Raw genomic sequence first — 25,478 nt, 5'->3', positions numbered from 1 at the left:
CTTCTTTCTACGGCGGGTCCGCTTCCGTGTGCGGCGGGCCGCTCCCGTTCACGGTGGGCCCGCTCCCGGCGGGGCGGCTCCGATCAGGCGGTGAAGTCGGCGAAGTCGAACCCCGGCGAGACGACGCAACTCACCAGCACCTCCCGATCCCCGGCAGGACGCGCCGACTGCCACACCCCGCCCGGCACGACCGCCTGGGGCACCTGCCCCTCCTCCACCAGCGGGCCCAGCACCACGGTCGCGTCGCCGATCGTCAGCTCCAGCGGGCCGCCCCGATGCCACAGCCACACCTCGTCCGAGCGCACCCGGTGCGGCACCGACTCCTCGCCCGGCTGCAGCAGGAAGTAGATGCCGGTCGCGCTGGCCCGCGTCCCGCCGTAGCCCTCCGGCCGGAACTCCACCCCCGACCGCCACGTCTCACGGAACCAGCCGCCCTCGGGATGCGGCAGCAGGTCGAGCGCCCGGGCGATCGGCGGGCGCGCCACGAACCCCACGGGCGCGCCGGTGACGTCACGCCGCAGGAACCGCTCACCGTCGAGCACCAGCTGCCCGTCCAGGTCGCTCGCCAGCGCCTCGGCCTCGTCGGCGACCTCGACGACCGGGCCATCGGGATAGATCTTCAATTCCACCCGCCCGATCTTACGTACCCCGCTCTGCCGGCCGCCCGGGACCACCCTCACCACCGGAGTGGATCACGTCCCCGACCGGGGCGGAAATGTCGGTGCGAGTGGCTAGTGTGCTTCAGGTGATCGAACGGTGGAGCCGTGATCAGGTGCTCGCCCTCGCCCCCGACGCGCCCTCCCGCAAGGCCGCCCAAGAGGTCGCCGCACCCGGCTCGTGGACGTCCCGCGGCGTGGCGGGCGACGTGCTGTTCGGAGCCTGCGAGGGCAGCGGCCCCACACCCTACGAGACGCGCGTCGACCTCGCCGAGCCCGCCTACCGCTGCACCTGCCCCAGCCGCAAGCTCCCCTGCAAGCACGTGCTCGGGCTCCTCCTCCTCTGGTCCGCCGGCCACGTCCCCACGACCCCCGCCCTCCCCTCCTGGGCAGCCGACCGGCTGGCCCACCACCCCACACCCCCCACCACCCCACCACAACCCCCGACGACCGCCCCCGAGGCCACGTCAGTGGCGGTGTCTGGAGCTGACTCCGCGCCCGCGCCCGCGCCCGGGGCCGGGACCGCGTCCAGAGCTGGGTCTGGGGCTGCGACTGCGTCCGGGGTCGTGCGGCAGGGGCGGGTGGCGGCCGGGATGGCGGAGCTGGAGCGGTGGCTCGCCGACCAGGTGCGGCAAGGCCTCGCGGGGGCCGGGGAGCACGACTGGGAGGGCGTGGCCAAGCGGCTCGTCGACGCCCAGGCCCCCGGAGCCGCCGGGGCCGTCTCCCGGCTGGCGCGCGTCAGGGCCATGGACGACTGGCCGGGGCGTCTCCTGGAGGAGTACGCCCTGCTCCACCTGCTGGCCGTCGCCTACCGCCGCCGCGCCGAGCTGCCGCCCGACCTGGCCGAGACGGTGATGATGCGCACCGGCTTCCCCGTCACCCGCGAGACGGTCCTGACCAGGCCGCCCGTCCGCGACCTGTGGGACGTGCTCGGCCTGCGTGACGAGACGCAGGACCGGCTCACCGCCCGCCGCGTCTGGCTGCGCGGCCGCGAGACGGGCCGGGCCGCCCTCGTGCTGTCGTTCGCGCCGCCGGGCCGCCCGCTGGACGCCTCCCTGGTCACCGGTTCCACGATCGACGCCGACCTGGCCTTCTACCCGGGCGCCGCCCCCTTGCGCGCCCTGGTCGCCACCCACCACCCGGACGTCGCGGCCCCGGCCGAGCGGGTGCCGCCCGGGCTGACGCCGGACGAGGCGATGGGCGAGGTGGCCGCCGCCCTGGCCGCCGACCCGTGGACCGACTCCTGGCCCCTGGTCCTGGCCGGCGTGGTGCCGTACGCGCCCTCGGCAGGCACGTCGTCAGCAGGCACGTCCTCTGTAGGCGCGTCCGCTGCGGGCGCGGCCTCGGTGGGCGGCTTCCCACTGCGGCGGGTCACGCGTGCCTGGTGGCGGCTGCTCGCCGTCTCCGGTGGCCGGCCGGTGACCGTGGCCGCCGAATGGACCCCGTACGGGCTCAACCTGCTCACCACCTGGGACGACGACGGAATGGCGGTGATCCTGTGACCTCGCCCGCAGATCGGGTGCACTGGGACGCCCTGACCTCCACCGCCCTCGTGGGCACCGACCGCAGGCCGTACCAGGGCGACCTGCTGGCCGACGCGGCCGTCGAGACAGCCCGCCGCCGCGCCGGCCGCCGCCCCGCCCCCGAACCTCACACCCCAGAAACCCCCACCCTCGTACGGCCCGCCCCCGAAGCCCCCACCTCCGGAAGCCTCACCCCCGGACGGTCCGTTCCCGAAGCCCCCGCTGCCGGACGGCCCGCCCCCGCCCACGCCCCTGTACGGCCTGCCACCGAGGAGGAGGGACAGTCTCTCATCGGACGGGCAGCGGACGAGGGCGAGGCGGCCGGCGGGCAGCCCGTCCCTGAGGAGCAGGCTGTCATCGGGCGGGCGGCGGCGGGGCGGTTGGTGCGGATCATGGGAGGTGAGCAGCGCAGGCTGCTGGGCGAATGGCTGGAGGCGGCGGCCGCCACCGGCCGCAGGGTGCCGCCTGCGGTGCTGCCCGAGCTGCTGGAGCACGGACTGTCCGACCGGTCGATCCGCGCGCACATCGGCAGGCTCGCCGGTCGGCGCGGCAGGTGGCTGGCGGAGCGGGCCGAGCGGTGGGCGTACCTGCTGGAGGAGCCCACCGGTGAGACGTGGGAGCTCGGCAGCGCCGCCGACCGGCTCGCCTACCTGCGGCGGCTGCGGGCAGCCGAGCCCGGCGAGGCGCGGCGGCTGCTGGAGAGCACGTGGGAGCGCGAGACGCCGGACGACCGGGCGGCGTTCATGGCGGTGATGGCCGCCGGGCTGTCGATGGACGACGAGCCGTTCCTGGAGGCGGCGCTCGACGACCGCAGGCGCGAGGTGCGCCAGGAGGCGGCCAACCTGCTCACCCGGCTGCCCGGCTCGCGGCTGGCCGGGCGGATGGCCGAACGGGCCCGCCGCTGCCTGACCGTCGGCCCCGCCGTCATCCACGTCGAGGCGCCCGAGGCGTGCGACAAGGCGATGGAACGCGACGGCGTACGCGCCAAGCCGCCGCGCGGCATCGGCGAGCGGGCGTGGTGGCTGCAACAGGTGATCGCCCGGGCGCCGCTGTCGACGTGGGAGCTGCCGCCGCACCGGATGCTGCGCAAGCGCATGCCCGAATGGCACGACGAGGTGCGGGCCGCCTGGGTGCGCGCCGCGGTGCTGCAGCGGGACCCGGAGTGGGCGCGGGCGATGTTCGCCTGGGATCCGATCGCCGACCTGCTCGAGGCGCTGCCGCCGGACGAGCAGCAGGAGCTGGCGGCCGGGTTCGTCAACGACCATGACCCCGACGGCCAGCTGATCATGGTGCTGGGCGGCGTCGCGCCGTGCTGGCGGGAGCGGCTCGCCACCGCCGTCCTCCGCAAGATCGTCAGGGTGGCCGCCACCCAGCCGTGGAACCTCGGCGAGCTGGTCAGGCTCGCCGGCGAACGCATCGACCCCGCGCTCGCCGCCCTGGCCGAAGGGTTCTCGCCGGTGCCGCCCGTCCAGGAGGTCACCGCCCTCCTGCGTTTCCGAGCCGACATGCTGAGGGAGCTCTCCCCATGACCGTCCTGCGCCCGCACGCCGAGGACCAGTACGCCGACGAGCTGGCCCTGCTCGCCAAGGAGGACGACCGGCCCCGGCCGCCCGGCTGGAAGCTGTCGCCGTGGGCCGTCACCGCGTACATCCTCGGCGACGGCGACCGCGTCACGCCCAAGTACGTGGGCGCCCGGCGCATCGTCGAGGTCGCCGTCGCCACCCTCGCCACCGACCGGGCGCTGCTGCTGCTCGGCGTGCCCGGCACCGCCAAGACCTGGCTGTCGGAGCACCTGGCCGCCGCCATCAGCGGCGACTCCACCCTGCTCGTCCAGGGCACCGCCGGCACCGCCGAGGAGGCCATCCGCTACGGCTGGAACTACGCCCGGCTGCTGGCCGAAGGCCCGTCCCTCGACGCCCTCACCCCGTCGCCCGTGATGCGCGCCATGGCCGAGGGGCGGCTCGCCCGCGTCGAGGAGCTCACCCGCATGCCGTCCGACGTGCAGGACGCGCTGATCACCGTGCTGTCGGAGAAGACGCTGCCGATCCCCGAGCTCAACCGCGAGGTCCAGGCCGAACGTGGCTTCAACGTGATCGCCACCGCCAACGACCGCGACCGCGGCGTCAACGAGCTGTCCAGCGCGCTGCGCCGCCGCTTCAACACCGTCGTGCTGCCGGTCCCCGCCACCGCCGAGGAGGAGGTCGACATCGTCACCCGCCGCGTCGCCCAGCTCGGGCGGTCGCTGGAGCTGCCCGAGACCGGTGCCGGGCCCGCCGAGATCCGCCGCGTCGTCACCGTCTTCCGCGAGCTGCGCGCCGGGGTCACCGAGGACGGGCGCACCAAGCTCAAGTCGCCCAGCGGCACGCTCTCCACCGCAGAGGCCATCTCCGTCCTGACCAGCGGCATCGCCCTGGCGGCCCACTTCGGCGACGGCGTCCTGCGTCCCGCCGACGTGGCCGCCGGGCTCGTCGGCGCCGTGGTGCAGGAGCCGGTGTCGGACCGGGTGGTGTGGCGCGAATACCTGGAGACGGTGGTCCGCGAACGCTCCGACTGGCGTGACTTCTACCGCGCCTGCCGCGAGGTGTCATGACCCCGACTCCACACCTTTCCCGAGACCTGTTGCCCGCCCCACGGGCGGTCCGAAGGTTGCCCGACCTGAGACCGGCGCGGCTCCACGAGACGGCGCGCTTTCCTAGGGGGACGCGACCCCGAGGGCCGGGGAGCCCGCCGAGGGGTCCGCAACCTCTGGGTGCGACACGCCTGCCCAGACCGGCGTGCCTTCCGAGGGATCCACGCCCTCCTGGGGCGGCGGGCCTTCCGGAGGTCGCGTGCCTTGCGGGGGTGGGGCGCTCGCTGGCGGTGGCTGGCCTTGCGGGGGTGGCGTGTCCGCTGAGGGGGTTGTGGGTTTCGGGGGTGGGGCGGTGTGACGAGGAGGTGCCGGGGGGTTGGTTTCCGGGGGCGGTTCTGGGTGGGGAGGTGGGGGAGCGGTGGGGGTGACGGTTCTCGGGGTGCGGCATCACGGGCCGGGGTCGGCGCGGGCGGTGCGGGCCGAGCTGGAGCGGCTGCGGCCCGGCGTGGTGCTGATCGAGGGGCCGCCGGAGGCCGACGGGCTCGTCGGGCTGGCGCCCGAGCTGGAGCCGCCGGTCGCGCTGCTGGCGCACGTGCCGGGCAGGCCCGACGCGGCGGCGTTCTGGCCGTTCGCGGCGTTCTCGCCGGAGTGGCAGGCCATGCTGTACGCCACCGAGGCGGGCGTCCCCGTACGCTTCTGCGACCTTCCGGCGGCCTGCAGCCTGGCGGCGGACGAGGACGAGCGGCCCCGGGAGACCGATCCCATCGGCGCGCTCGCGGAGGCCGCCGGGTACGACGATCCGGAGCGGTGGTGGGAGGACGTCGTCGAGCACCGGGGCGACACGCCGTTCGAGGTGATCGCCGAGGCGATGGCGGCCGTCCGGGAGGGGTACGTGCCGGCCGGCCGGGAGGCCAGACGCGAGGCGTACATGCGCAGGACGCTGCGCGTGGCCGTCAAGGAGGGGCACGAGCGGATCGCCGTCGTGTGCGGCGCCTGGCACGTGCCCGCGCTGACCGGGCCGCTGCCGCCGGTCAAGGACGACGACGCGGTCCTGCGCGGGATGCCGCGGGTGAAGGCCGCGCTGACGTGGGTGCCGTGGACGTACGGGCGGCTGGCCTGGTGGAGCGGCTACGGGGCGGGGGTCAGCTCGCCCGGCTGGTACGACCATCTGTTCACGGTGCCGGACCGGCCGGTGGAGCGGTGGCTGGCGGGCGCGGCGGCGGTGCTGCGCGAGGAGGGGCTGGCGGTGTCGCCCGCGCACGTGATCGAGGCCGTACGGCTCGCGGAGGGGCTGGCGGCGTTGCGCGGCAGGCCGCTCGCCGGGCTCGGCGAGGTCACCGAGGCGGTCAGGGCGGTGCTGTGCGAGGGTGACGAGCTGGCGGTGGAGCTGGTGCAGCGGCGGATGGTCGTCGGCGACCGGCTGGGCCGGGTCACCGACGGGACGCCGATGGTGCCGCTCCAGCGTGACCTGCGCGACCAGCAGCGGGTGACGCGGCTGCGGCCGGAGGCGGCGGACCGGCGGCTCGACCTCGACCTGCGCAAGGCGCTCGACCTGGCGCGCAGCCGCCTGCTGCATCGGTTGCGGCTGCTCGGCGTGGGCTGGGGGGAGCCGGTGGAGGCGCGGGGGAAGGGGACGTTCCGGGAGTCGTGGGCGTTGCGGTGGCGGCCGGAGTTCGACCTGGCGCTCATCGAGCGGGCGGCCCTGGGCACGACCGTGGCGGCCGCCGCCTCCCGCCACGCCCGCGACCAGGCCACCACCCCCGTCCCCGCCCCAGCCACGGGCCCCACCCCCGGGCGCGGGGGCCGGGGAAGGGCTGGGGGCGTTGGGGGTGGGTTGTCGTTGGCGGGGTTGACCGGGTTGGTCGAGCAGTGCCTGCTGGCCGATCTGCCGGAGGCGTTGCCCGAGGTGCTGGGGGCGTTGTCGGCCAGGGCCGCGGTCGACACCGACGTGACGCACCTGATGGCGGCGCTGCCCGCGATGGCGCGTGCCCACCGTTACGGGGACGTGCGGGGGACGCCGGCGGAGGGGCTGGCGGTGATCGTGCGTTCGATGCTGGACCGGATCTGCGTCGGCCTGCCCGTATCGGTGGCCGCGCTGGACGACGGGGCCGCGGCTGCCCTGCTGGAGCATGTCGATGCCGTCCATGCCGCCGTGGCCCTGCTGGAGGAGGACGGCGACGGACGGGGGGAGGGGCCGCGGGGGCGGTGGCTGGCGACGTTGCGCGGCATCTGTGACCGGCCGGAGCTGCACGGCCTGGTGGAGGGCCGTTTGACCAGGATTCTGCTGGACGCGGGGGAGCTCGGCGACGCCGGTGACCGGATGTCGCGGGCCATGTCGCGGGGCGGGACGCCGGCGCGGGCGGCGGCGTGGATCGAGGGGTTCCTGGCGGGTGGCGGGCTGCTGCTGGTGCACGATCCGCGCCTGCTGGGGCTGGTCGACGCGTGGCTGTCGGGGCTCGGCGACCAGCAGTTCGTGGAGGTGCTGCCGCTGCTCAGGCGGACGTTCGGCGGCTTCGCCGTACCGGAGAGGCGGGCGATCGGGGAGCGGGTGCGGTCGGCGGGGGCGCCGGGCGGGCCGGAGGGGGAGCGGGAGCTGGACGCGGAGCGGGCGGCGGCGGCCGCCACGACGGTGCTGGCGATTCTCGGGAGGCGGCATGGATGACGAGCGGCTGCGCAGGTGGCGGCTGGTGCTGGGCGGCGGGGAGGCCGACGGGACCGGTCACCGGCTCGGGGGCGCCGACCTGGGCATGGACGGCGCGCTGGCGGCCGTCTACGAAGGGCGGGAGGGGCGCGGCGGCGGGCTGGGGGCGTCGGCGCCGAGGGTGGCTCGGTGGCTGGGCGACATCAGGACGTACTTCCCGGCGCCGGTCGTCCAGGTGATGCAGCGTGACGCGATCGAGCGGCTCGACCTGACGCGGCTGCTGCTGGAGCCGGAGATGCTCGAGGCGGTCGAGCCGGACGTGCATCTGGTGGGCACGCTGATCGCGCTCAACCGGGTGATGCCCGACCGGGCGCGGGAGTCGGCGCGGGCGGTGGTGCGGTCGGTGGTGGCGGAGCTCGAACGCCGGCTCGCGCAGAAGACCAGGGCGGCCGTGACGGGCGCGCTCGACCGGGCGGCCCGGACGCGCAGGCCGAAGCGGGTGGCCGACATCAACTGGAACCGGACGATCCACTCCAATCTCGGCAACTATCTGCCGGAGAAGGGCACGCTGGTGCCGGAGCGGCTCGTCGGGCACGCGCGCCGGCAGCGGGCGGTCGGGCGGGAGGTGGTGCTCTGCGTCGACCAGAGCGGGTCGATGGCCTCGTCGGTGGTGTACGCGAGCGTGTTCGGGGCGGTGCTGGCCTCGATGCGTTCGCTGAAGACGTCGCTGGTGGTGTTCGACACGGCGGTGGCGGATCTGACCGACCGGCTGCACGATCCGGTGGAGCTGCTGTTCGGGACCCAGCTGGGCGGCGGCACCGACGTCAACCGGGCGGTCGCCTACTGCCAGGGGCTGCTGACCCGGCCGGCGGAGTCGCTGTTCATCCTCATCAGCGACCTGTACGAGGGCGGGGTCAGGGAGGAGATGCTGCGCCGCGTCAACGCGATGACGCGGGCGGGCGTCCAGGTGGTGGTGCTGCTGGCGCTGTCGGACGAGGGCGCGCCCTCCTACGACCGGGAGAACGCGGCGGCGCTCGCGGCGATGGGGGTGCCCGCGTTCGCCTGCACCCCGGACGCCTTCCCCGGCCTGATGGCGGCCGCGATCGAGCGGCGTGATCTCGGCCGGTGGGCCGAGGTCAACCTGAGCGCCCCCGGGGGTGGGGCCGGGCCCTGAGGGGCAGCCTGGGGCGTCGGCGCGCCGGTCGACGATGACGGCAGGGCCGCCCTAGGGCGAACGGCCTACGCCCTGCGCCCGATGTGCTGAGCAGGGGGTTCGCTATAGCTTCCGATCATGACTACTACCGTTGAATCGCCTCCCGTGAGCGTGGTCTCAGCCCGCTACCGGGCCGTCAGCGTCGGACTGGTCGCGCTGGTGATGCTGGTGGCGTTCGAGGCGATGGCGGTGGCCACGGCCATGCCCGTGGTCGCCCGCGAGCTGGGCGGCATGCACCTGTACAACCTGGCCTTCAGCGCCACCCTGGCCGCCAGCGTGATCGCCACCGTGCTCGGCGGCCGGTGGAGCGACGTGCGGGGGCCGATGCAGCCCATCGCGACCGGCGTCGTCGGCTTCGTGGCCGGGCTGCTCGTCGCCGGTTTCGCGCCGACCATGGAGGTGCTGGTCGCCGGCCGGTTCGTGCAGGGGCTGGGCGCCGGGCTGATCCAGGTCGCGTTGTACGTGCTGGTGGCCCGGGTCTATCCCGGGGAGATGCATCCCAAGGTGTTCGCCCTGTTCTCGGCCGCGTGGGTGGTGCCGTCGATGGTCGGCCCCGCGATCGCCGGGCTCGTGGTGGAGAACACCGACTGGCGGTGGATCTTCTGGGGCGTCACGCTCATCGTGATCCCCGCGGCGCTGCTGCTGTGGCGCGGCGCGGGCGGCCAGGCGGGCGGTCAGGCGGGCGGTGACGGCGCCGCCGGGCCCGCCCCCGGCCTGGGCGGCAAGCTCGTCTGGGCGACGGTGACGGCCGCGGCCGCCGCCCTCATCCAGTACGGCAGCGCGCTCCAGCTCAGCGGCGTCCCGCTGCTCGCCGCCGGTGTGGTCCTGCTGGCCGTCGCCCTGCCCCGGCTGCTCCCGGCCGGGGCGCTGCGGGCCGCCCGCGGGCTGCCGACCGCGCCCGTGCTGCGCGGCCTGGCCTACGGCGCGCTCATGGCGGCCGAGGTGCTGATCCCGCTCATGCTCATCAACGAGCGCGGCCTGACGCCCACCGGCGCCGGAATCGTCCTCACGATCGGCGCGCTCGGCTGGTCCACCGGCTCGTGGATCAAGGGCCGCGGCACCATCAGCAACCTGACCGCGCTGCGCGGCGGCGCGCTCATGGTGGCCGCCGGCATCACGCTCGTGTCGTTCGTGCTCGTGGACGCGGTCCCCATCGCCCTGGCGTACGTGGCCATGGCCGTCGCCGGGCTCGGCATCGGCGCCCTGCACCCGACGGTGTCCGTGATGGTGCTGGAGATGTCCAGGACCGGCGAGGAAGGCCAGAACAGCGCGGCGCTCGGCGTCGGCGAGTCGGTGTTCACCGTCGTCGCCGTCGCGGTCACCGGCGCCCTGTTCACCGCGGCCGGAGAGGCGTACCTTGTCGGACTGGGCTTCACCGTCGCGCTCGCCCTCCTGGCCGCGATCCTGGCCCCGCGTTTTGCCCAGCCTGCCGGGGCGGGCACACTGGAGGGGACCGCGTCATAAAGGGGGGTACATGCCGCGAGTGCGCGAGCTTGAGGTGTTCCGTGTGGTCCTGCCGTTCGGCAGGCGCACGGAGAGCCTCCTGGTGAAGCTCACGGATCACGGCGGCATGATCGGCTGGGGTGAGGCCGTGAGTCCCGCCCCGAAAGCCTGGTCCCGCCTGGAGGAGACGCTCGGCGCCGAGCTCGTGGGCGTCGACTGGGAGCATCCCGACAGCGTCCCCGGCGACGATCCGGCCGTGGACCTGGCCTGCTGGGACCTGTGGACCCGGATGCGGGGCGTGCCGCTGGCGGACGCCATCGGCGGCACCCGCACCTCGCTGATGGCCACGGTCCGGCTCACGCCCGACGCCTCCCTGGAGAGCCTGGTCACCCGGGTCAACCAGCAGGTGTGCGCTGGCTACGGGCACGTCACGCTCGACGTGCGGCCCGGCTGGGACGTCGAGCCCGTCCGCGCCGTGCGCGCCGCCTATCCCGCGCTCACGCTGGCCGTCGACTGCGCCGGCTCCTACACCGACGACGCCCAGCTCGTGGCGCTCGACTCGTACGGGATCGAGGTCATCGAGCGGCCGTTCGCGGCCACCGACGTCTTCGCCCACGCCGCGCTCCAGGACCAGGTGACCGCCTCGGTGGCGGTCGAGCTGCGCACCACCGCCGACCTGGACGACTACCTGACGGTCCGGGCCGCCAAGGTGCTGCTGCTGCGGCCCTCGGCGTTCCCGTCGCTGAGCGAGGCGCGCCGCGCCCACGACCGCGCGTCGGCGGCGGGCTGGGACATCCAGTGCACCGGAGGCGAGGGCGCCGGTCCGTCGCGCGCCGCCACGGTCGCCGTCGCCGCTCTGCCCGGCTGCACGCTGCCGTGCGACGTGACGCAGCCGCCGCGCAACAACCAGATCGTCGAGCCGATCGTCGGCGCCAACGCCGGCGTGATCGCGGTCCCGTTCACCCAGCCGGGCCTCGGCCACGCGGTCGACGAGACCCGGGTGCGACGCCTGGCCAAGGACTACTTCCACGCCTGACCGCTGCCGGTTCAGCCTGACAGGGCGGCGTCCAGCAGGAGGGCGCCCGCGCCGAGCAGGGCGGCGTCGCGGCCGGCGCGGGCGGGGGCGATCTCCAGGTCGCGGGTGGCCAGCGGCAGGCACCGCTCGTAGACCGTGGCCCGGATCGAGGTGACCAGCGGCTCGGCGGCCGAGAGGCTGCCGCCGACGGCGACCACGTCCGGATTGAAGAAGTTCACCAGCGCGGTCAGCACCTCGCCGATGCGCCGCCCGGCGCCGCGCACCAGGCTGGTGGCCTCCGGGACGGCGTCGTTGACCAGCGCCACGATGTCGGCGGTGCGCTCGACCTCGATCCCGGCGGCGGCCAGCGCCCCGGCCAGGGCGGCGCCGCTGGCGTGCACCTCCAGGCAGTCGGCGTGCCCGCAGGCGCACACGACGGTGGCGGCCGAGCGGACGGGGACGTGGCTGATGTCGCCGGCCGCGCCCCGGCCCCGGTGCAGGCGGCCGTTGACGATCATGCCGCAGCCGATGCCGGTCCCGGCCTTGAGCACCATCAGGTTCTCGCTGCCCGGCCAGGAGCGGGCCTCGCCGACGGCCATGAGGTTGGCGTCGTTCTCCACCAGGATCGGCAGGTCGTAGCGGGCGGCCAGGCTCTCGGCGACGGGGTAGTCGTTCCAGCCGGGCATGCGGGATGGGTTGACGACGCGGCTGGTGGCGGGGTCGACGGGGCCGGGGATGCCGGTGCCGACGCCGCGCAGCGGCACGGTGGCGGGCACGTGCGCGGCGAGCAGGTCGTCGAAGGCGTCGGCCAGCCAGCCGAGCGTGTGCTCGGGGCCTTTGGCGATCTCGCAGGGCCGTTCCTCGACGACGAACGGCACGCCGCTCAGGTCGAGCAGGCCGAGCCGGGCGTGGTGGGCGCCGAGGTCGGCGACGGCGAGCACGCCCGCGCCGGGGGACAGGCGCAGCCGCCGGGGCCGCCGCCCGCCGCGTGAGGGGCCGGAGCCCTCCTCGGCGAGCAGGCCCGCCTCGATCAGCTCCTCCACCCGCAGCGACACGCTGGAGGCGGCCAGCCCTGATAACCGGGCCAGGTCGGCGCGCGACTCGGCCTCGCCGAAGGCGACGAGCCTCAGCAGGTCGCCCTGCGCCCCGTGTACGGGCAGCCGCTGATCCATGAGCAGATGAATATCACGTGCCGCCTAAGTTCGACAATCGCTTGACTTGCTCCGAAAAAGACCACTAGCGTCCGCGTTGTCTTCGATATCGAACGAAGATAGGAAGTGAGTTGGACATGAAGAGGATGGTCGCCGCGCTCGCCGTGGCCGTGTTAGGACTCGCCGCCTGCGGAGAGGCGAGCAGCCCCGCGGTGCCGGGGGCGTCGAAGAAGGCCGACGTGCTGGCCGGCGCGCCCGTGGCCGCCGCGGCCGACATCCTGCCCGGCTCCACGATGGAGAAGATCAAGAAGCGCGGCGAGCTCATCGTCGGCGGATCGCTGGACGCGCCGCTGCTCTCGCAGCAGAACCCGGTCACCGGCGAGATCGAGGGCTTCGACGCGGACCTGGGCAAGGCGCTGGCCACGTACATCATCGGCGAGCCCAAGGTGAAGATCGTCAACTCGGCGTCGGAGACCCGGGAGGCGCTGCTCGCCAACGGCACCGTGGACGTCGTGTTCCAGACGTACACGATCACGCCGGAGCGGGCCGAGCAGGTCTCCTTCGCCGGGCCGTACTACACCTCGGGCCTGACCATCGCGGTGAAGAAGGGCACCACCGGCATCACCAAGCCGGAGGACCTGAACGGCAAGAAGGTGCTGGCGGGCGCCAACACCCCGGCCATCCCCGCGATCAAGAAGCTGGCCCCGCAGGCCGAGATCATCACGTTCGGCAGCGACCCCGAGTGCATGCAGGCGCTCAAGCAGGACCGCGGCGTCGCCTACGTGCAGGACGAGACCCTGCTGGTGGCCAACGCGCAGAAGGACCCGTCGATCGAGATCGTCACCAAGCCGTTCACCGCGGACCCGTACGGGATCGGGCTCAAGCACGGGGACGAGGGCTTCAAGAAGTTCCTCAACACGTGGCTGAAGAAGAGCCAGGACGCCGGGGTCTGGCAGCGGATCTGGAAGAACTCCATCGGCACCGTCGTCACCGGCGACGCGCCCGCGCCGCCCCAGATCGGCTCCGTGCCGGGGTCCTGATGTCCGTCCTGTTCGATCACCTGCCCGAGCTGTGGCGGGGCCTGATCGTGACGTTGCAGCTCACCGCCGCGTCCTTCGCGGGCGCGGCGGTGCTCGCCGTGCTCGTCACCGCGCTGCGGGTGAGCCCGGTACGCGTGCTGCGCGCAATCGGCACCGCGTACGTGGAGGCGTTCCAGAACCTGCCGCTGCTTGTGCTGCTCGTGCTGGCGGTGTTCGGCCTGCCCGAGATCGGCATCCAGGCCGGCCTGCTGACCACGGCCATCGTCGTCATCGCCGTGTACGAGGCCGCCTACCTCGCCGAGGCGCTGCGCTCCGGCGTGAACGCCGTGTCCAAGGGGCAGGGCGAGGCGGCGCGGGCGATCGGGCTGACGTTCTCCCAGTCGCTGCGGCACGTCATCCTGCCGCAAGCGCTCCGCACGGTCGTGCAGCCGATCGGCAACATCTTCATCGCCACCGCGATGAACACCTCGCTGGCCGCCGCCGTGGGCGTGGTCGACCTGACCGCCGCGGCCAACCGGGTCAACCTGACCGAGGCCCAGCCCATCCCGATCTTCGTCGGCGCGGGGCTCGCCTACGCGCTGATCGCCGCCTGCGCCGGATTCGTCACCGGGCGGCTCGAACGCAGGCTGGTGATCCTCCGATGAGCAGCACCGCGCTCTTCGACGAGCCCGGTCCCCGGGCCCGCCGCCGCATCCGCGTCGCCACCGTCCTCGGCGCCCTCGCCGCGATCGCGCTCGCCGCCCTGGCCGTGCGCCAGTTCGCCGCCAACGGGCAGCTCGAGGCCGCCCGCTGGCAGCCGTACGCGACCTGGCCCATGTGGCGCTACCTGCTCGACGGGCTGTGGTCCACGGCGCTGGCCGCCGTCGTCACCGCCGCGCTCGCCATGGCGGCCGGGATCATGCTCGCGCTCGGCCGGCTGTCGCACCGGCGCTGGGTGCGGCTGCCCGCCGCCGCCTACGTCGAGGTGGTCAGGACGATCCCGGCGCTGCTGCTGGTGTACGTGGTGCTGTTCGCGCTGCCCCGGTACGGGCTGGACCTGCCGCTGTTCTGGAAGCTGGTGGTGCCGCTGGCGGTGTCGAACGCGGCGGCCTTCGCCGAGATCTTCCGCGCCGGCATCCTGTCGGTCGAACGCGGCCAGACCGAGGCGGGCCTGGCCGTCGGCCTCACCCGCTTCCAGACGATGCGCCTGGTCGTGCTGCCGCAGGCCGCCCGGCGCGTGCTGCCGTCCATCGTGAGCCAGTCGGTCGGCCTGCTCAAGGACACCTCCCTGGGCTTCGTCGTCAGCTACGCCGAGCTGCTCTACAGCGGCAAGGTGCTGGCCGCGTACAACGGGCTGCTGATCCAGACGTACCTGGTCGTCGCCCTCATCTACCTGCTGGTCAACCTGTCGCTGTCCAAGCTGGCCCGCACGCTGGAGGCCCGCCAGCGGCTCGCCGTACCGAAGAGGAGACTCGCCCGTGCCTGAACTCGCCGTCCTCGCCGAGGTCGTACGCTCCGGCTTCACCGAGAGCGTCCACTACGGCGGCGCCGTCGGGCTGGACCCGTCGGGCCGCGCCGAGGTGGCGCTCGGCCCGGTGGAGGCGCCGGTGCTGCCGCGCTCGTCCGCCAAGCCGTTCCAGGCGCTGGCCTGCCTGACCGCCGGGGCGGCGCTGGCCGGGCCGAGCCTGGCGATCGCGGCCGGCAGCCACACCGGCGAGGACTTCCACGTCCGGCTCGTCGGCGAGCTGCTCGCCGCGTACGGGCTCGGCTTCGGCGCGCTGGCCTGCCCGGCGTCCTGGCCCGAGGACGAGGCCACGCTGCACGCGCTCGTCCGGGCGGGCGCCACTCCGTCACGCGAGCGGATGAACTGCTCCGGCAAGCACGCCGCCATGCTGGCCGCCTGCGTCGCCAACGACTGGGACACCGCCTCCTATCTGGCGCCCGGCCACCCGCTCCAGCAGGCGGTCCGCGCGGTCACCGAGGAGCTGGCCGGGGAGAAGGCCGCGCACGTCGCCGTGGACGGCTGCGGCGCGCCGCTGTTCGGGCTGTCGCTGACCGGGCTCGCCCGCGCCGTGCAGGCGCTGGTGCGCGCCGCGCCCGGCAGCGCCCCGCGCCAGGTCGCCGACGCGATGCGCGAGCACCCCGAGTACGTCGGCGGCACCGGCCACCAGAACACCGAGCTCATGCGCGCCCTGCCCGGCGCGCTGGTCAAGGGCGGGGCGGAGGGCGTGCTGGTCGTGGCGCTCGGCTCCGGTCACGCGGCGGCGGTCAAGGTCATCGACGGCAGCCCGCGCGCCACCACCGTCATCGCCCTGGACGTGCTGCGCCGGATGGGCTGCGACGTGACGGGCGCCGCCGCGTTCGAGAGCGTGGACGTGCTCGGCGGCGGCGTGCCCGTGGGGCGGATCGTCACACCTTCCCGCACCCGTCCGTGAGTGCCCTGGCCGGGTCCTCGTCCTGCTGAGCCCGGGCCGGGTCGCGCTTCTTCGTCCTGGTGGGGGAGGGCGTCGCCGAGGCCACGACCGGGGCGGCGCCGCTGGACTCGCGGATCTCCTTGCGCGTCAGGGCGCGGATCTTGTCCCAGTCGGGGTTGCCGGTGTGGATCAGCGGCGGCACGAACTGGATGCTCGTCACCTCGGCCTGCTGCACCTTCATCGCCAGCGGCACCAGGTGCGTGAGCATGTCACGCGGGATGTCGGTCTGGATCAGCTCCTTGGTCGCCGCCGCGACCTGGTTGAACCGGCTCAGCACGGTCGCCGGGTCGGCCTGGTCGAGCAGCGCCCCCAGCACGCAGCGCTGGCGGCGCATCCGCGTGTAGTCGTCGCTGTTGGTGCGCGAGCGGGCGTACCACATCGCGTCGGCGCCCTTCAGCCTGCGCGTGCCCGCCTTGACCAGGCCCTCGTTGTAGCGGCCGAACACCACGTCCTGCTCGACGGTGAGCGTGACGCCGCCGATCGCGTCGATCAGCCGGGCGAACCCCCACATGTTGACCAGCGCGTACCAGTCGACCTCCAGCCCGAGCGTGTAGCCGATGGTCTCCATCAGCACCCGGGCGCCCTGGTGCTTCCTGCCGCCGAAGATCTCCGGGTGCGCGTCGGAGTACTCCCACACGCTGTTGAGCAGGTCGCTGCGGCCGCCGCCGGGATCGGCGGGCAGCCGGAAGCCGTCGGGGAAGCGCTCGGCCATCGGCGTGCCCGGCTTGAACCGCACGTCCTCCAGGTTGCGCGGCAGGCTGATCAGCACCGTGTTGCCGGTGGCCACGTCGACGCTGGCCAGGTTCATGCTGTCGGTGCGCACGCCCGGCCGGTGGTCGTCGGCGTCGCCGCCCAGCAGCAGGATGTTGACCCGCTCCCGGCCCGCCCACGGGTCCTCAGGGCGCACCGGCTCGCCCTGCGCCCGGGGGTCGGAGGTGGGGTTCTTGAAGATGCTGTTGATCAGGTCGCGGGAGGTCCAGGCGTACTGCGCGGTCGCGCCGAACGGCACGATCACCGCCACGGCCAGCAGGCCGGCGACGGTGCCGGTGACGATCTGCTCGCTCTGGCGCAGCGTGCCCGGCCGCAGCACCACGAACGAGTGCACCATCATCGCGAACCACGCGACGCCCAGCACCGCCGAGCCGGCCGCGGCCACGGTGATCGAGGCGTCGTCGACGAGCGTGCCCGCCAGCCCGGCCAGGCCGCCGGAGGTCAGCACCACCCACAGCAGGGCCAGCAGCAGCGCCGCGTAGCAGCTGAGCAGCACCAGGCCCGTCCTGCGCCACCCCGCGCGCAGGTGCGCGGCGCCCGGGGCCAGCGCGGCCAGCGCCAGCCACCCGAGAACCTTGACGGCACCCACCCGAATCCTTCCCTGGACCACACCATCCCCGCTTCCCCGACGGCCTCGCCGTAGGCCGAATCGAGGCGGCAGCCTACGGACAAAATACGAAATCTACGTTTATGAATGAGTGAACTTCTACGACCGAATAAGATTCGGTCCATGGCGTTCTCTGAGATCGAGTACGAGGTGGCGGACCGGATCGCGACAGTCACATTGAATCGCCCCGAACGGCTCAACGCGTTCACCTTGACCATGCGCGGTGAGTTGATCGAGGCGTTCGACCGCGCCGACGCCGACGACGAGGTGCGCGCCGTCGTCGTCACCGGCGCCGGCCGCGCCTTCTGCGCCGGGGCCGACCTCGGCTCGGGCGGCGGCACGTTCGGCCACGTCAAGGACGCGCCGGAGCTCGTCGACGGCCACCCGCGCGACGGCGGCGGCACCGTCGCGCTGCGGATCGCGAGCTCGCTCAAGCCCGTCATCGCCGCGATCAACGGCCCCGCCGTCGGCGTCGGCGTCACGATGACCCTCCCCATGGACGTGCGCCTCGCCTCCACGTCCGCGCGGTTCGGCTTCGTCTTCGCCCGCCGCGGCATCGTGCCCGAGGCCGCCTCCAGCTGGTTCCTGCCCAGGATCGCCGGCATCGCCCAGGCCATGGAGTGGGCCGCCACCGGCCGCGTCTTCGACGCCGACGAGGCGCTGCGCGGCCGGCTCGTCTCCCGCGTCCTCGCCCCCGGCGACCTGCTGCCCGCCGCCCACGCCCTCGCCCGCGAGATCGCCGACCACACCTCCGCCGTCTCCGTCGCCGCCGTCCGCCGCCTGATGTGGTCCGGCCTCTCGGCCGCCTCCCCGTGGGAGGCGCACGCCGCCGACTCCCGCCTGATGGCCGAGCTCGGCCCGTCGGCCGACGCCGTCGAGGGCGTCACCGCGTTCCTGGAGAAACGGCCCGCCGACTTCCCCATGAAGGTCAGCCGCGACCTGCCCCCGGGCCTGCCCTCCTGGCCCGGCGATCTCTAGGCTGTCTGCCATGTACGAGACCACCGTCCTGCAGCTCCCGCCCGACTACGAGGGCGAGGTCGTCGCGACGCTGCTGTGCCGGCGCGCCGAGTCCTCCCGCAGGGCGGTCCTCTACGTGCACGGCTTCACCGACTACTTCTTCCAGGACCACCTGGCCGACCACTACGTCACCCGCGGCGTCGACTTCTACGCCCTCGACCTGCGCAAGTACGGCAGGTCGCTGCTGCCGCACCAGACCAGGGGGCTCATCAGGAGCGTCACCGAATACTTCCCCGAGCTCGACGAGGCCGTCCGGATCATCCGGCAGGACCACGACGAGCTCACGATCAACGCCCACTCCACCGGCGGCCTCATCGTCCCCCTGTGGGCCGATCGCGTCCGAGGCCGCGGCCTCGTGCAGGGCCTCGTGCTCAACAGCCCGTTCTTCGACCTCAACGTCCCGGCCCCCGTCCGGCTGGCCGCCGACCTGCTCAAGACCCCGCTGTCCTACGTCACCCGGCCGCTGCCGCTCGGCTCCAGCAGCGTCTACGGCCACTCCCTGCACCGCGACCACCACGGCGAATGGGACTACGACCTGGACCTCAAACCGCTCGGCGGCTTCCACGTGCACGCCACCTGGCTCGCCGCCATCCGGCGCGCCCAGCGGCGGCTGCACGCCGGCCTGGGCATCGACGTGCCCGTCCTCGTCCTGGCCGCCGCCTCAGGACTGCGCGTACGGGACTTCGTGCCGGAGGCGCAGTCGGCCGACGTGGTCCTCGACCCCCGGCAGATCGCCCGCTGGTCCACCGCGCTCGGCCCGCACGTCACCTGCGTCCGCTTCGACGGCGGCATCCACGACCTGGTGCTGTCGGCCGAGCCCGTACGCAAGCAGGTCTTCGCCGAGATCGACCGCTGGATGACCGCCTACGTCCACCAGGGCGACGCTCACCAGGGGAACGAGAACAGGCCGTAGTAGGCGGCGGCGACCAGCAGCAGGCCGGTGCCGCCCAGCACGCCCGCGATCGCCACGTGCTGCCAGCGGCTCGGCCGCATGCCCTCGCGCAGCCCCGACACCACCGCCGCCACGGCCGTGACCTCCTGGACGAGCATGAGCACGGCCAGCACCCGCACCACCAGCCAGCCGGCCAGCACCGCCGGCCACGCCCCGGCCTGGTTGATCGAGAACAGCACCAGCAGCATGATGAACGCCACCACCGACACCAGCAGCCCGACGCCGGTCCACACCATCTTGGCCAGCCTGCGCCGGATCGGCGGCCACAGCCGGGCGTTCACCTCCGGCGTGTGGTGACGGCCGCGCAGCCGCACCACCATCGCCGCGACCGGCCCGGCCACGTACCCGACGGCCGCCAGGCAGATCGTCAGCCCCAGCATGGTGCCGCCCGCGTACCACGGAGCCGCCGGCACGTCGCTCGCCTCGAACCGCTGCACCGGCGTCGCGCCCGCCACGTGCACCGCCGGGACCGCCGTGCCCGGCAGGCCGAGGATCCAGTTGGCCATCGTCTCCAGGTAGCCGGCGGTGAACTCGCCGCCGTTGATCCGCATGGCGTGGTCGCCCCGGTCCATGAAGCGGATCGTGTACTTCTCGTTGCCCGCCGCCTTCATGGCCCGCATGAGCGCGTTGGTGGACTCCACGAACGGGATCGACGGGTCCGTGGTGCCGTAGAAGGCCAGCACCGGCTGGGTGATGCCGTTGAGCGCGGGCTGGGCGTCGTAGCGCAGGAAGTCGAAGCCGACCACGCCCATCGCCCGGGTCAGCAGGTCGCGTACGCCGATCGGGGCGCGCAGCCGCAGCAGCTGCTCGTTGAGCGCCCAGGCGACCTGCCGGAGGGGGGAGACGTTCGGCGACGACACCAGGATCACGAACCCGACGCTGTCGCTCTTGGCGGCGGCGATCGGCACCACCCAGCCGCCCTCGCTGACGCCCCAGATGCCGATCCGCGCCGGATCGACGTCGGGGCGGGTCTTCAGATACTCCACCATGCGCAGCACGTCGTCGGCCAGCAGCCCGAAGTCGCGGTCACGGAAGTTGTAGCCGACCGAGCGCTTGTCGAACGCCAGCGTCACCACGCCCGCCATCGACAGGAACTCCGCCTGCGGCTCGAACTCCGTCCGCGACCCGTTGCCCGACCCCGACACGAACACCAGCGCCGGATAACGCCCCGGCGTCAGCGGCGCCCGTACGGTGCCCTCCAGCGTCTGCCCCTCCGCCGGGACCGCGATCTGCTCCTCGCCGTAGAGCGAGGACGCGTTCACGTGGCGCAGCTCCCCCTGGGGCTGCGGCGGCAGGGCCTGTAAAGCGGCATCGACCTTGAGCGGCGGCGGGTCGAACGCGGGAGGCAACACGTAACCCACCGACGCGAGAGCCACCAGTAACAGACCGGCGGCAACGCTCAAAGTGCCACGGCCAGTCCGCATCGGCCTCCCCATGTGCGTTGGTTTGCCCGCTGATCTTCCAGCCTACTCCCAGCCGGTGTGGCCACATGTGTCGGTGGGGCCTGTTAGCTTCCTGGGAATGCGGATCCTGCACACCTCCGACTGGCACCTGGGGCGCTCGTTCCACCGCGAGAGCCTGCTGTCCGGGCAGGCGGCGTTCGTCGACCACCTGGTCGAGACGGTGCGCGCCGAGGAGGTCGACGTGGTCGCCGTCGCGGGCGACGTCTACGACCGGGCGCTGCCGCCCGTCGACGCCGTGTCGCTGTGCAACGAGGCGCTCGGCCGGCTGCGCGACGCCGGGGCCAGGACGATCCTCATCAGCGGCAACCACGACTCGGCGCGGCGGCTCGGGTTCGGCGCCTCGCTGTTCGACGCCTCGGGCGTCCACCTGCGCACCGACCCCGACCGGGCCTGGGAGCCGGTCATCGTCGGCGACGTGGCCTTCTACGGCATCCCCTACCTGGAGCCCGAGCTGGTGCGCGGGCCGTGGGAGCTGGCCTCGCGCGGCCACACCGCCGCGATCACCCACGCCATGGACCGGGTGCGCGCCGACGCCGCCCGCCGCCGCCACTCCGTCGTCCTCGCCCACGCCTTCGTCACCGGCGGGCAGGCCAGCGACAGCGAGCGCGACATCAGCGTGGGCGGCGTCGCGCAGGTGCCGCTGACCGCGTTCGACGGCGTCGGCTATGTCGCGCTCGGCCACCTGCACGGCCGCCAGCGCATGTCGGAGACGGTCCGCTACTCCGGCTCCCCTATCGCCTACTCCTTCTCCGAGGCCGGCCAGGTCAAGGGCATGTGGCTGGTCACGTTCGAGGACGGCGGCTTCACCGGCGCCGACTTCGTGCCCGCCCCCGTGCCCCGGCCCGTCTCCGTGCTGCGCGGGCGCCTCGACGACCTGCTCACCTCCCCGCGTCACGCCGACCGCGAGGACCACTGGCTGCAGGTCGTCCTCACCGACCCCGTACGTCCCCGCTCCGCCATGGACCGGCTGCGCGCCCGCTTCCCCCACACGCTCGCCCTGTCCTTCGACCCCGAAGGCGACCGCGCCGCCCCCGCCCCCGTGCGCCTCAGCGGCCGGCCCGAGGCGGAGGTCGCGCTCGACTTCGTCAGGGAAGTACGCGGCGAGCCTGCCGCACCCGACGAGGAACAGCTGCTAAGACAGGCGATCGAGGCATCCCGGGCAAAGGAGACGATGGCGTAGATGCGGCCGCACCGGCTCTCGCTGACGGCGTTCGGCTCCTTCCCCGGGTCCGAGACCGTCGACTTCGACTCCCTCGCGGAGTCCGGCCTCTTCCTCATCCACGGGCCCACGGGCGCGGGCAAGACCACCGTCCTCGACGCGCTCTGCTTCGCCCTCTACGGGCAGGTCCCCGGCCAGCGCAACAGCGCCCGCAGCCTCCGCTGCGACCACGCCCCCGCCGGCACCGGGCCCTCGGTCACCCTGGAGGTCACGCTCCGCGGCCGGCTCCTGCGCATCCGGCGCTCGCCCTCCTGGCAGCGCCCCAAGCTGCGCGGCACCGGCCACACCGAGGAGAAGGCCAAGGTCATCGTCGAGGAACGCACCGGCGCCGCCTGGCACGGCCTCACCACCCGCGCCGACGAGGCCGGCGACCTCGTCGGCGGGCTGCTCGGCATGAACGCCGACCAGTTCTGCCAGGTGGCCATGCTGCCGCAGGGCGACTTCGCCCGCTTCCTGCGCGCCTCCGGCGACGACCGCCACAAGCTCCTCGGCCGCCTCTTCACCGTCAAGACCTTCACCCAGGCCGAGACCTGGCTGGCCGACCACCGCAAACGCGCCTGGCGCGACCAGCAGGACCTGCGCCGGCAGGTCGACTACGCCGTCCAACGCCTCGCCGAGGCCGCCACCGACCTGGCCCTCCCCTCGCCGTCCACCGAGGACCATGCGGCCCAGCTCGCCTCCTCCACCGGCGGCCACTCCGGGGCGTCCCCGGAGGACGCGGGCCGGGAGACGGCGCTGCCCGGACCCGAGGACGATCCGGTCGAGTGGGCCGGGGCGCTGCTGGCCGCCGCCCAGGCCGCCGTGCTGACCACCGCCGAACGGCATGCCGAGGCCGAACGGGCATGGCGTTCCGCGGGCGCGCGCTTCGAGGAGGCGTCCGCCCTCGCCGCCCGGCAACGCCGCCACGCCGAAGCCCTCACCCTGCGCCGCACCCTGGACGAACGCGCCGAGGAACGCGCCGAGCTCCAGGCGATCCTCGACGACGCCGCCCGCGCCGACCGCGTCGTCCCCCTGATCACCGCCGCCCGGCACCGCGCGGAGGCCGCCACCAAGGCCGCCACCCTGGCCGCCGACGCCCTGACCCGCGCCCACCCGCTCCTCCCACCCCCGAGCGCAACCCCCGCTGCGGGCAGCCATGCTGTCGCCGGGCCGCAGGTCGAGTGGCTTGCCGGGCTGGAGAGGCAGCGGCGGGCCGAGAGCGCCCGCCTGTCGGAGCTGCTCACCGAAGAGGCCCGCCTGCTGGTCGTACGCCGTGACCTGGGCAGGGTCGAAACCGAGCTGGCCACCCTCGAACGCGACGACGAGGCCACCATCGCCCGCCTGGCCGAGCTGCCGCACCTCCTTCAGCAGGCCGAGACGCAGCTCGCCCGCGCCCGCGCCGACGCCGCCCGGATCCCCGCCGTGGAGGCCGTACGGGATGCCGCCGCCGACCTGATCGAGGTCGACGGCAAGCTGGCCCGCGCGGCGGCGGAGCTCGACGACCTGGCCGAGCGGGAGGCCGAGGTGGCCGCCGCCGAGGCGGAGCTGCCCGCCCGGGTCGCCGAGGCCGCCGCGAGGCTCGACGGCGTACGGGCCGAGGCGGCGGCGATCCCGGCGGCCTCGGCGGCGCTCGACGCGGCGAGGGCGGCGCTGGCGGCGGCCCGGCGGCGTGACGCACTCGCGGCGGAGCTGGAGTCGGCGTCGGCGCACCACCAGACGCTGGTCGACCGGGCCCAGGGGCTGCGCGAACGATGGCTCGACATCCGGCAGGCGCGCATCGAGGGCATGGCGGCCGAGCTGGCCCGTGACCTGTCCGACGGGCTGCCGTGCGCCGTGTGCGGCTCCGACCATCACCCGCATCCGGCGTCCCCCACGGAGGCCGCCCCCTCGCCGGACGACGAGCTGGCCGCCGAACGCGAGCACGAGGCGGCGCTCGCCGACCGGGAGGCGGCCGAGCGGACGCTGGCGTCGCTGGAGTCCCGCCTGGCCGACGCCGAGGACGCCACCGGCGGGCTCGACGCCGCCGAGGCGGAGGCCGCGGCGGCACGGGCCGAGGACGAGCTGGCCCGCCTGCACGCGATCGCCGACCGCGAGCCCGCGCTGGCCGCCGAGCTGGAACGCATCGAGGCCGAACGCGACACGGTCAGGGACCGGGCCCGGGAGATCGGCGAGGCCCTGGCGGCGCACCGCTCCCACACCACCCACCTGCACGCCGAACGCACCCGCCTCCGCACCCGCCTGGCCACCATCCACCCACCCCTCGAACCCCCCGCGCCCATCCCCACCGAAACGACGGCGACCGACACCCACGACGGGCTCACCGTGCCTTCTTCGGAAGCGGAGGCGCACGAAGGGGCCGCGCCCTCTACGGAAGCCGAGGCGTACGAAGCGGTCGATTCGCCGACGCTCTCCTCGGAAGCAGAAGCAGAAGCAGAAGCAGAAGCGGAAGCGGAAGCGGAAGCGTTCGAAGGGGTCGAGCTCGATGCCGTGCGGGTGTTGGAGTGGGCCCAGGCGGAGTTGGGGCGGCTGCGGGCGGCCGCTGCGCGGGAGGGGGAGCTGGCCGGGGCGGTGGCCGGGCTGGCGCGGGAGCGGGAGGCGTTGCAGGAGGACGCCCGGCGGGTGGCCGCGAGGCTGGCGGCCGGCCGGACACGGCAGGAGGAGCTGAGCGCCGACGCGGCCAGGCTGGCGGCGCGGCTGGACGAGGCGCGCGGCGGCGACGAGACGATCACCGCCCGCCTGTCGAGGCTGAACGACGAGGCGGAGCTGCTGCGGGAGGGGTGGGAGGCGACGCGGGCGGCGGCCGTGGCGGAGGGGGAGCGGTCCCGGGCGGCCGAGGCGGCGGAGGAGGCGGCGCGCGAGGCGGGGTTCGCGGACGCGGCGGACGCGGAGGCGGCGGCGCGCGGCGCCGCCGAGCGCGAGGAGAAGGCCGAGACGCTGCGCCGGCTCGACGCGGAGCACGCCGCGGTGACGAGCACGCTGGAGGACCCGGAGCTGGTGGCCGCGGCGGCGCGGCCGGCGCCGGACCTGGCGGGGCTGGCGGCGGCGCGGGACGAGGCGGAGCGCGTCCACACGGAGCTGGCATCGGCCCGGGACCGCGCCGGGGCCAGGCACGCGCGGCTGCGGGAGCTGAAGGCGGAGCTGGAGGGCTGCGTGGCGCGGTGGCGGCCGGCGGCCGACCGGCACCGGCTGGCCGAGCGGATGGCGTCGCTGGCCATCGGCACGTCCAGCGACAACCAGTGGAGCATGAGCCTGTCCTCCTACGTGCTGGGTGAGCGGCTGCGGCAGGTGGCCGACGCGGCGAACGAGCGGCTCGACCACATGTCCGGCGGCCGCTACCTGCTGCGCCACGACCTGGCGAAGACCGCGGGGTCGCGGGCGCGCTCGGGCGGTGGGCTGGGGCTGCGGGTGTACGACGGGTGGACCGGGGTGGAGCGTGACCCGGCGACGCTGTCGGGCGGCGAGAGCTTCATCACCTCGCTGGCGCTGGCGCTGGGGCTCGCGGACGTGGTGACCGCAGAGGCGGGCGGCGCGGAGATCGGCACGCTCTTCGTCGACGAGGGGTTCGGCACCCTGGACGAGGACACGCTCGACGGCGTGCTCGACATCCTCGACGGGCTGCGGGACGGCGGCCGGGCGGTCGGCATCATCAGCCATGTGGCCGAGCTGCGCACCCGCATCCCCGCTCAGCTCAGGGTCGCCAAGACCCGCACCGGTTCGACGCTGTCCGTCGTGGGGGGATAGTCACGAATCAGCAGGTGGTAGCGTT

General features: G+C 74.3%; 19 protein-coding genes. 15 read left to right on the top strand and 4 right to left on the bottom strand.

Annotation, left to right across the window (positions count from 1 at the left end; translation table 11 throughout):
• Positions 1-83 precede the first annotated feature (83 nt).
• Positions 84-629: a cupin domain-containing protein gene (locus AB0G11_RS34105; protein WP_357590828.1), complete on the bottom strand. Its 546-nt coding sequence runs from the start codon at positions 627-629 to the stop codon at positions 84-86.
• A gap of 116 nt (positions 630-745) precedes the next feature.
• On the opposite strand from AB0G11_RS34105, the gene AB0G11_RS34100 reads away from it, so the two are divergent.
• The 7 genes from AB0G11_RS34100 to AB0G11_RS34070 all read left to right on the top strand — a co-directional run bounded on the left by AB0G11_RS34100 (position 746) and on the right by AB0G11_RS34070 (position 11,081).
• Positions 746-2,158 carry an SWIM zinc finger family protein gene (locus AB0G11_RS34100; RefSeq protein ID WP_357590826.1) on the top strand — a complete coding sequence of 471 codons (1,413 nt, stop codon included), beginning with the start codon at positions 746-748 and terminating at the stop codon, positions 2,156-2,158.
• Positions 2,155-3,708: a DUF5691 domain-containing protein gene (locus tag AB0G11_RS34095; protein WP_357590825.1), complete on the top strand. Its 1,554-nt coding sequence runs from the start codon at positions 2,155-2,157 to the stop codon at positions 3,706-3,708. The genes AB0G11_RS34100 and AB0G11_RS34095 overlap by 4 nt, the downstream gene beginning before the upstream one ends.
• Positions 3,705-4,769: an AAA family ATPase gene (locus AB0G11_RS34090; RefSeq protein WP_219517345.1), complete on the top strand. Its 1,065-nt coding sequence runs from the start codon at positions 3,705-3,707 to the stop codon at positions 4,767-4,769. The genes AB0G11_RS34095 and AB0G11_RS34090 overlap by 4 nt, the downstream gene beginning before the upstream one ends.
• Before the next feature lie 397 nt (positions 4,770-5,166).
• Positions 5,167-7,410, top strand: a complete 2,244-nt coding sequence (locus tag AB0G11_RS34085) for a DUF5682 family protein (RefSeq protein WP_357590823.1) — start codon at positions 5,167-5,169, stop codon at positions 7,408-7,410.
• Complete coding sequence (locus tag AB0G11_RS34080; protein WP_357590821.1) at positions 7,403-8,563, top strand: VWA domain-containing protein; 1,161 nt, start codon at positions 7,403-7,405, stop codon at positions 8,561-8,563. The genes AB0G11_RS34085 and AB0G11_RS34080 overlap by 8 nt, the downstream gene beginning before the upstream one ends.
• Before the next feature lie 144 nt (positions 8,564-8,707).
• On the top strand, positions 8,708-10,066 hold the full coding sequence (locus tag AB0G11_RS34075) for an MFS transporter (protein ID WP_308126169.1): 1,359 nt from the start codon (positions 8,708-8,710) through the stop codon (positions 10,064-10,066).
• A 10-nt stretch (positions 10,067-10,076) separates the two neighbouring features.
• Positions 10,077-11,081: an enolase C-terminal domain-like protein gene (locus AB0G11_RS34070; protein ID WP_219517349.1), complete on the top strand. Its 1,005-nt coding sequence runs from the start codon at positions 10,077-10,079 to the stop codon at positions 11,079-11,081.
• 11 nt (positions 11,082-11,092) lie between these two features.
• Here the strand turns inward: AB0G11_RS34070 and AB0G11_RS34065 are convergent, their stop codons facing one another.
• Entirely contained in the window at positions 11,093-12,232 is a 1,140-nt protein-coding gene (locus AB0G11_RS34065; RefSeq protein ID WP_357590819.1) for an ROK family transcriptional regulator, read from the bottom strand.
• A gap of 116 nt (positions 12,233-12,348) precedes the next feature.
• On the opposite strand from AB0G11_RS34065, the gene AB0G11_RS34060 reads away from it, so the two are divergent.
• Genes AB0G11_RS34060 through AB0G11_RS34045 form a run of 4 tightly spaced genes read left to right on the top strand, consistent with a single transcriptional unit; the run spans position 12,349 to position 15,665 of the window.
• On the top strand, positions 12,349-13,251 hold the full coding sequence (locus tag AB0G11_RS34060; protein ID WP_357590818.1) for a glutamate ABC transporter substrate-binding protein: 903 nt from the start codon (positions 12,349-12,351) through the stop codon (positions 13,249-13,251).
• On the top strand, positions 13,251-13,895 hold the full coding sequence (locus tag AB0G11_RS34055; protein WP_219517356.1) for an amino acid ABC transporter permease: 645 nt from the start codon (positions 13,251-13,253) through the stop codon (positions 13,893-13,895). The genes AB0G11_RS34060 and AB0G11_RS34055 overlap by 1 nt, the downstream gene beginning before the upstream one ends.
• A complete protein-coding gene (locus tag AB0G11_RS34050; protein WP_219517358.1) occupies positions 13,892-14,716 on the top strand; it encodes an amino acid ABC transporter permease in 825 nt (274 codons plus the stop codon). The genes AB0G11_RS34055 and AB0G11_RS34050 overlap by 4 nt, the downstream gene beginning before the upstream one ends.
• Positions 14,709-15,665 (top strand): asparaginase, encoded by a 957-nt coding sequence (locus AB0G11_RS34045; RefSeq protein WP_357590816.1) that lies wholly within the window; start codon positions 14,709-14,711, stop codon positions 15,663-15,665. The genes AB0G11_RS34050 and AB0G11_RS34045 overlap by 8 nt, the downstream gene beginning before the upstream one ends.
• On the opposite strand, the gene AB0G11_RS34040 is transcribed toward AB0G11_RS34045, so the two are convergent.
• Positions 15,640-17,064 carry an LCP family protein gene (locus AB0G11_RS34040; protein WP_308126170.1) on the bottom strand — a complete coding sequence of 475 codons (1,425 nt, stop codon included), beginning with the start codon at positions 17,062-17,064 and terminating at the stop codon, positions 15,640-15,642. The two genes, AB0G11_RS34045 and AB0G11_RS34040, sit on opposite strands and share 26 nt — an antisense overlap.
• 141 nt (positions 17,065-17,205) lie before the next feature.
• On the opposite strand from AB0G11_RS34040, the gene AB0G11_RS34035 reads away from it, so the two are divergent.
• Positions 17,206-18,060, top strand: coding sequence for a crotonase/enoyl-CoA hydratase family protein (locus AB0G11_RS34035; RefSeq protein ID WP_357590814.1), 855 nt, complete (start codon positions 17,206-17,208; stop codon positions 18,058-18,060).
• 10 nt (positions 18,061-18,070) lie between these two features.
• Positions 18,071-19,012, top strand: a complete 942-nt coding sequence (locus AB0G11_RS34030) for an alpha/beta hydrolase (RefSeq protein WP_357590812.1) — start codon at positions 18,071-18,073, stop codon at positions 19,010-19,012.
• Here AB0G11_RS34030 and AB0G11_RS34025 read toward each other — a convergent pair.
• Entirely contained in the window at positions 18,985-20,427 is a 1,443-nt protein-coding gene (locus tag AB0G11_RS34025; RefSeq protein ID WP_308126171.1) for a prolyl oligopeptidase family serine peptidase, read from the bottom strand. The two genes, AB0G11_RS34030 and AB0G11_RS34025, sit on opposite strands and share 28 nt — an antisense overlap.
• 145 nt (positions 20,428-20,572) lie before the next feature.
• On the opposite strand from AB0G11_RS34025, the gene AB0G11_RS34020 reads away from it, so the two are divergent.
• Positions 20,573-21,694, top strand: a complete 1,122-nt coding sequence (locus AB0G11_RS34020) for an exonuclease SbcCD subunit D (protein WP_357590810.1) — start codon at positions 20,573-20,575, stop codon at positions 21,692-21,694.
• A complete protein-coding gene (locus AB0G11_RS34015; protein WP_357590808.1) occupies positions 21,695-25,453 on the top strand; it encodes an SMC family ATPase in 3,759 nt (1,252 codons plus the stop codon).
• The last annotated feature ends 25 nt before the right edge of the window (positions 25,454-25,478 follow it).

Origin of the sequence: Nonomuraea sp. NPDC023979, assembly GCF_040639085.1 — a bacterium.
Lineage (GTDB): Bacteria > Actinomycetota > Actinomycetes > Streptosporangiales > Streptosporangiaceae > Nonomuraea > Nonomuraea ceibae.
The sequence above is the reverse complement of the archived record's forward strand: the minus strand, read 5'-3'. Positions and strand labels throughout refer to the sequence as shown.

What these genes read in the sequence shown, in the direction of transcription:
- AB0G11_RS34050 (WP_219517358.1), top strand. Translation starts at nt 13,892, where the DNA reads ATGAGCAGCACCGCGCTCTTCGACGAGCCCGGTCCCCGGGCCCGCCGC.
- AB0G11_RS34030 (WP_357590812.1), top strand. Translation starts at nt 18,071, where the DNA reads ATGTACGAGACCACCGTCCTGCAGCTCCCGCCCGACTACGAGGGCGAG.
- AB0G11_RS34060 (WP_357590818.1), top strand. Translation starts at nt 12,349, where the DNA reads ATGAAGAGGATGGTCGCCGCGCTCGCCGTGGCCGTGTTAGGACTCGCC.
- AB0G11_RS34015 (WP_357590808.1), top strand. Translation starts at nt 21,695, where the DNA reads ATGCGGCCGCACCGGCTCTCGCTGACGGCGTTCGGCTCCTTCCCCGGG.
- AB0G11_RS34090 (WP_219517345.1), top strand. Translation starts at nt 3,705, where the DNA reads ATGACCGTCCTGCGCCCGCACGCCGAGGACCAGTACGCCGACGAGCTG.
- AB0G11_RS34020 (WP_357590810.1), top strand. Translation starts at nt 20,573, where the DNA reads ATGCGGATCCTGCACACCTCCGACTGGCACCTGGGGCGCTCGTTCCAC.
- AB0G11_RS34055 (WP_219517356.1), top strand. Translation starts at nt 13,251, where the DNA reads ATGTCCGTCCTGTTCGATCACCTGCCCGAGCTGTGGCGGGGCCTGATC.
- AB0G11_RS34080 (WP_357590821.1), top strand. Translation starts at nt 7,403, where the DNA reads ATGGATGACGAGCGGCTGCGCAGGTGGCGGCTGGTGCTGGGCGGCGGG.
- AB0G11_RS34065 (WP_357590819.1), bottom strand. Translation starts at nt 12,232, where the DNA reads ATGGATCAGCGGCTGCCCGTACACGGGGCGCAGGGCGACCTGCTGAGG.
- AB0G11_RS34070 (WP_219517349.1), top strand. Translation starts at nt 10,077, where the DNA reads ATGCCGCGAGTGCGCGAGCTTGAGGTGTTCCGTGTGGTCCTGCCGTTC.
- AB0G11_RS34035 (WP_357590814.1), top strand. Translation starts at nt 17,206, where the DNA reads ATGGCGTTCTCTGAGATCGAGTACGAGGTGGCGGACCGGATCGCGACA.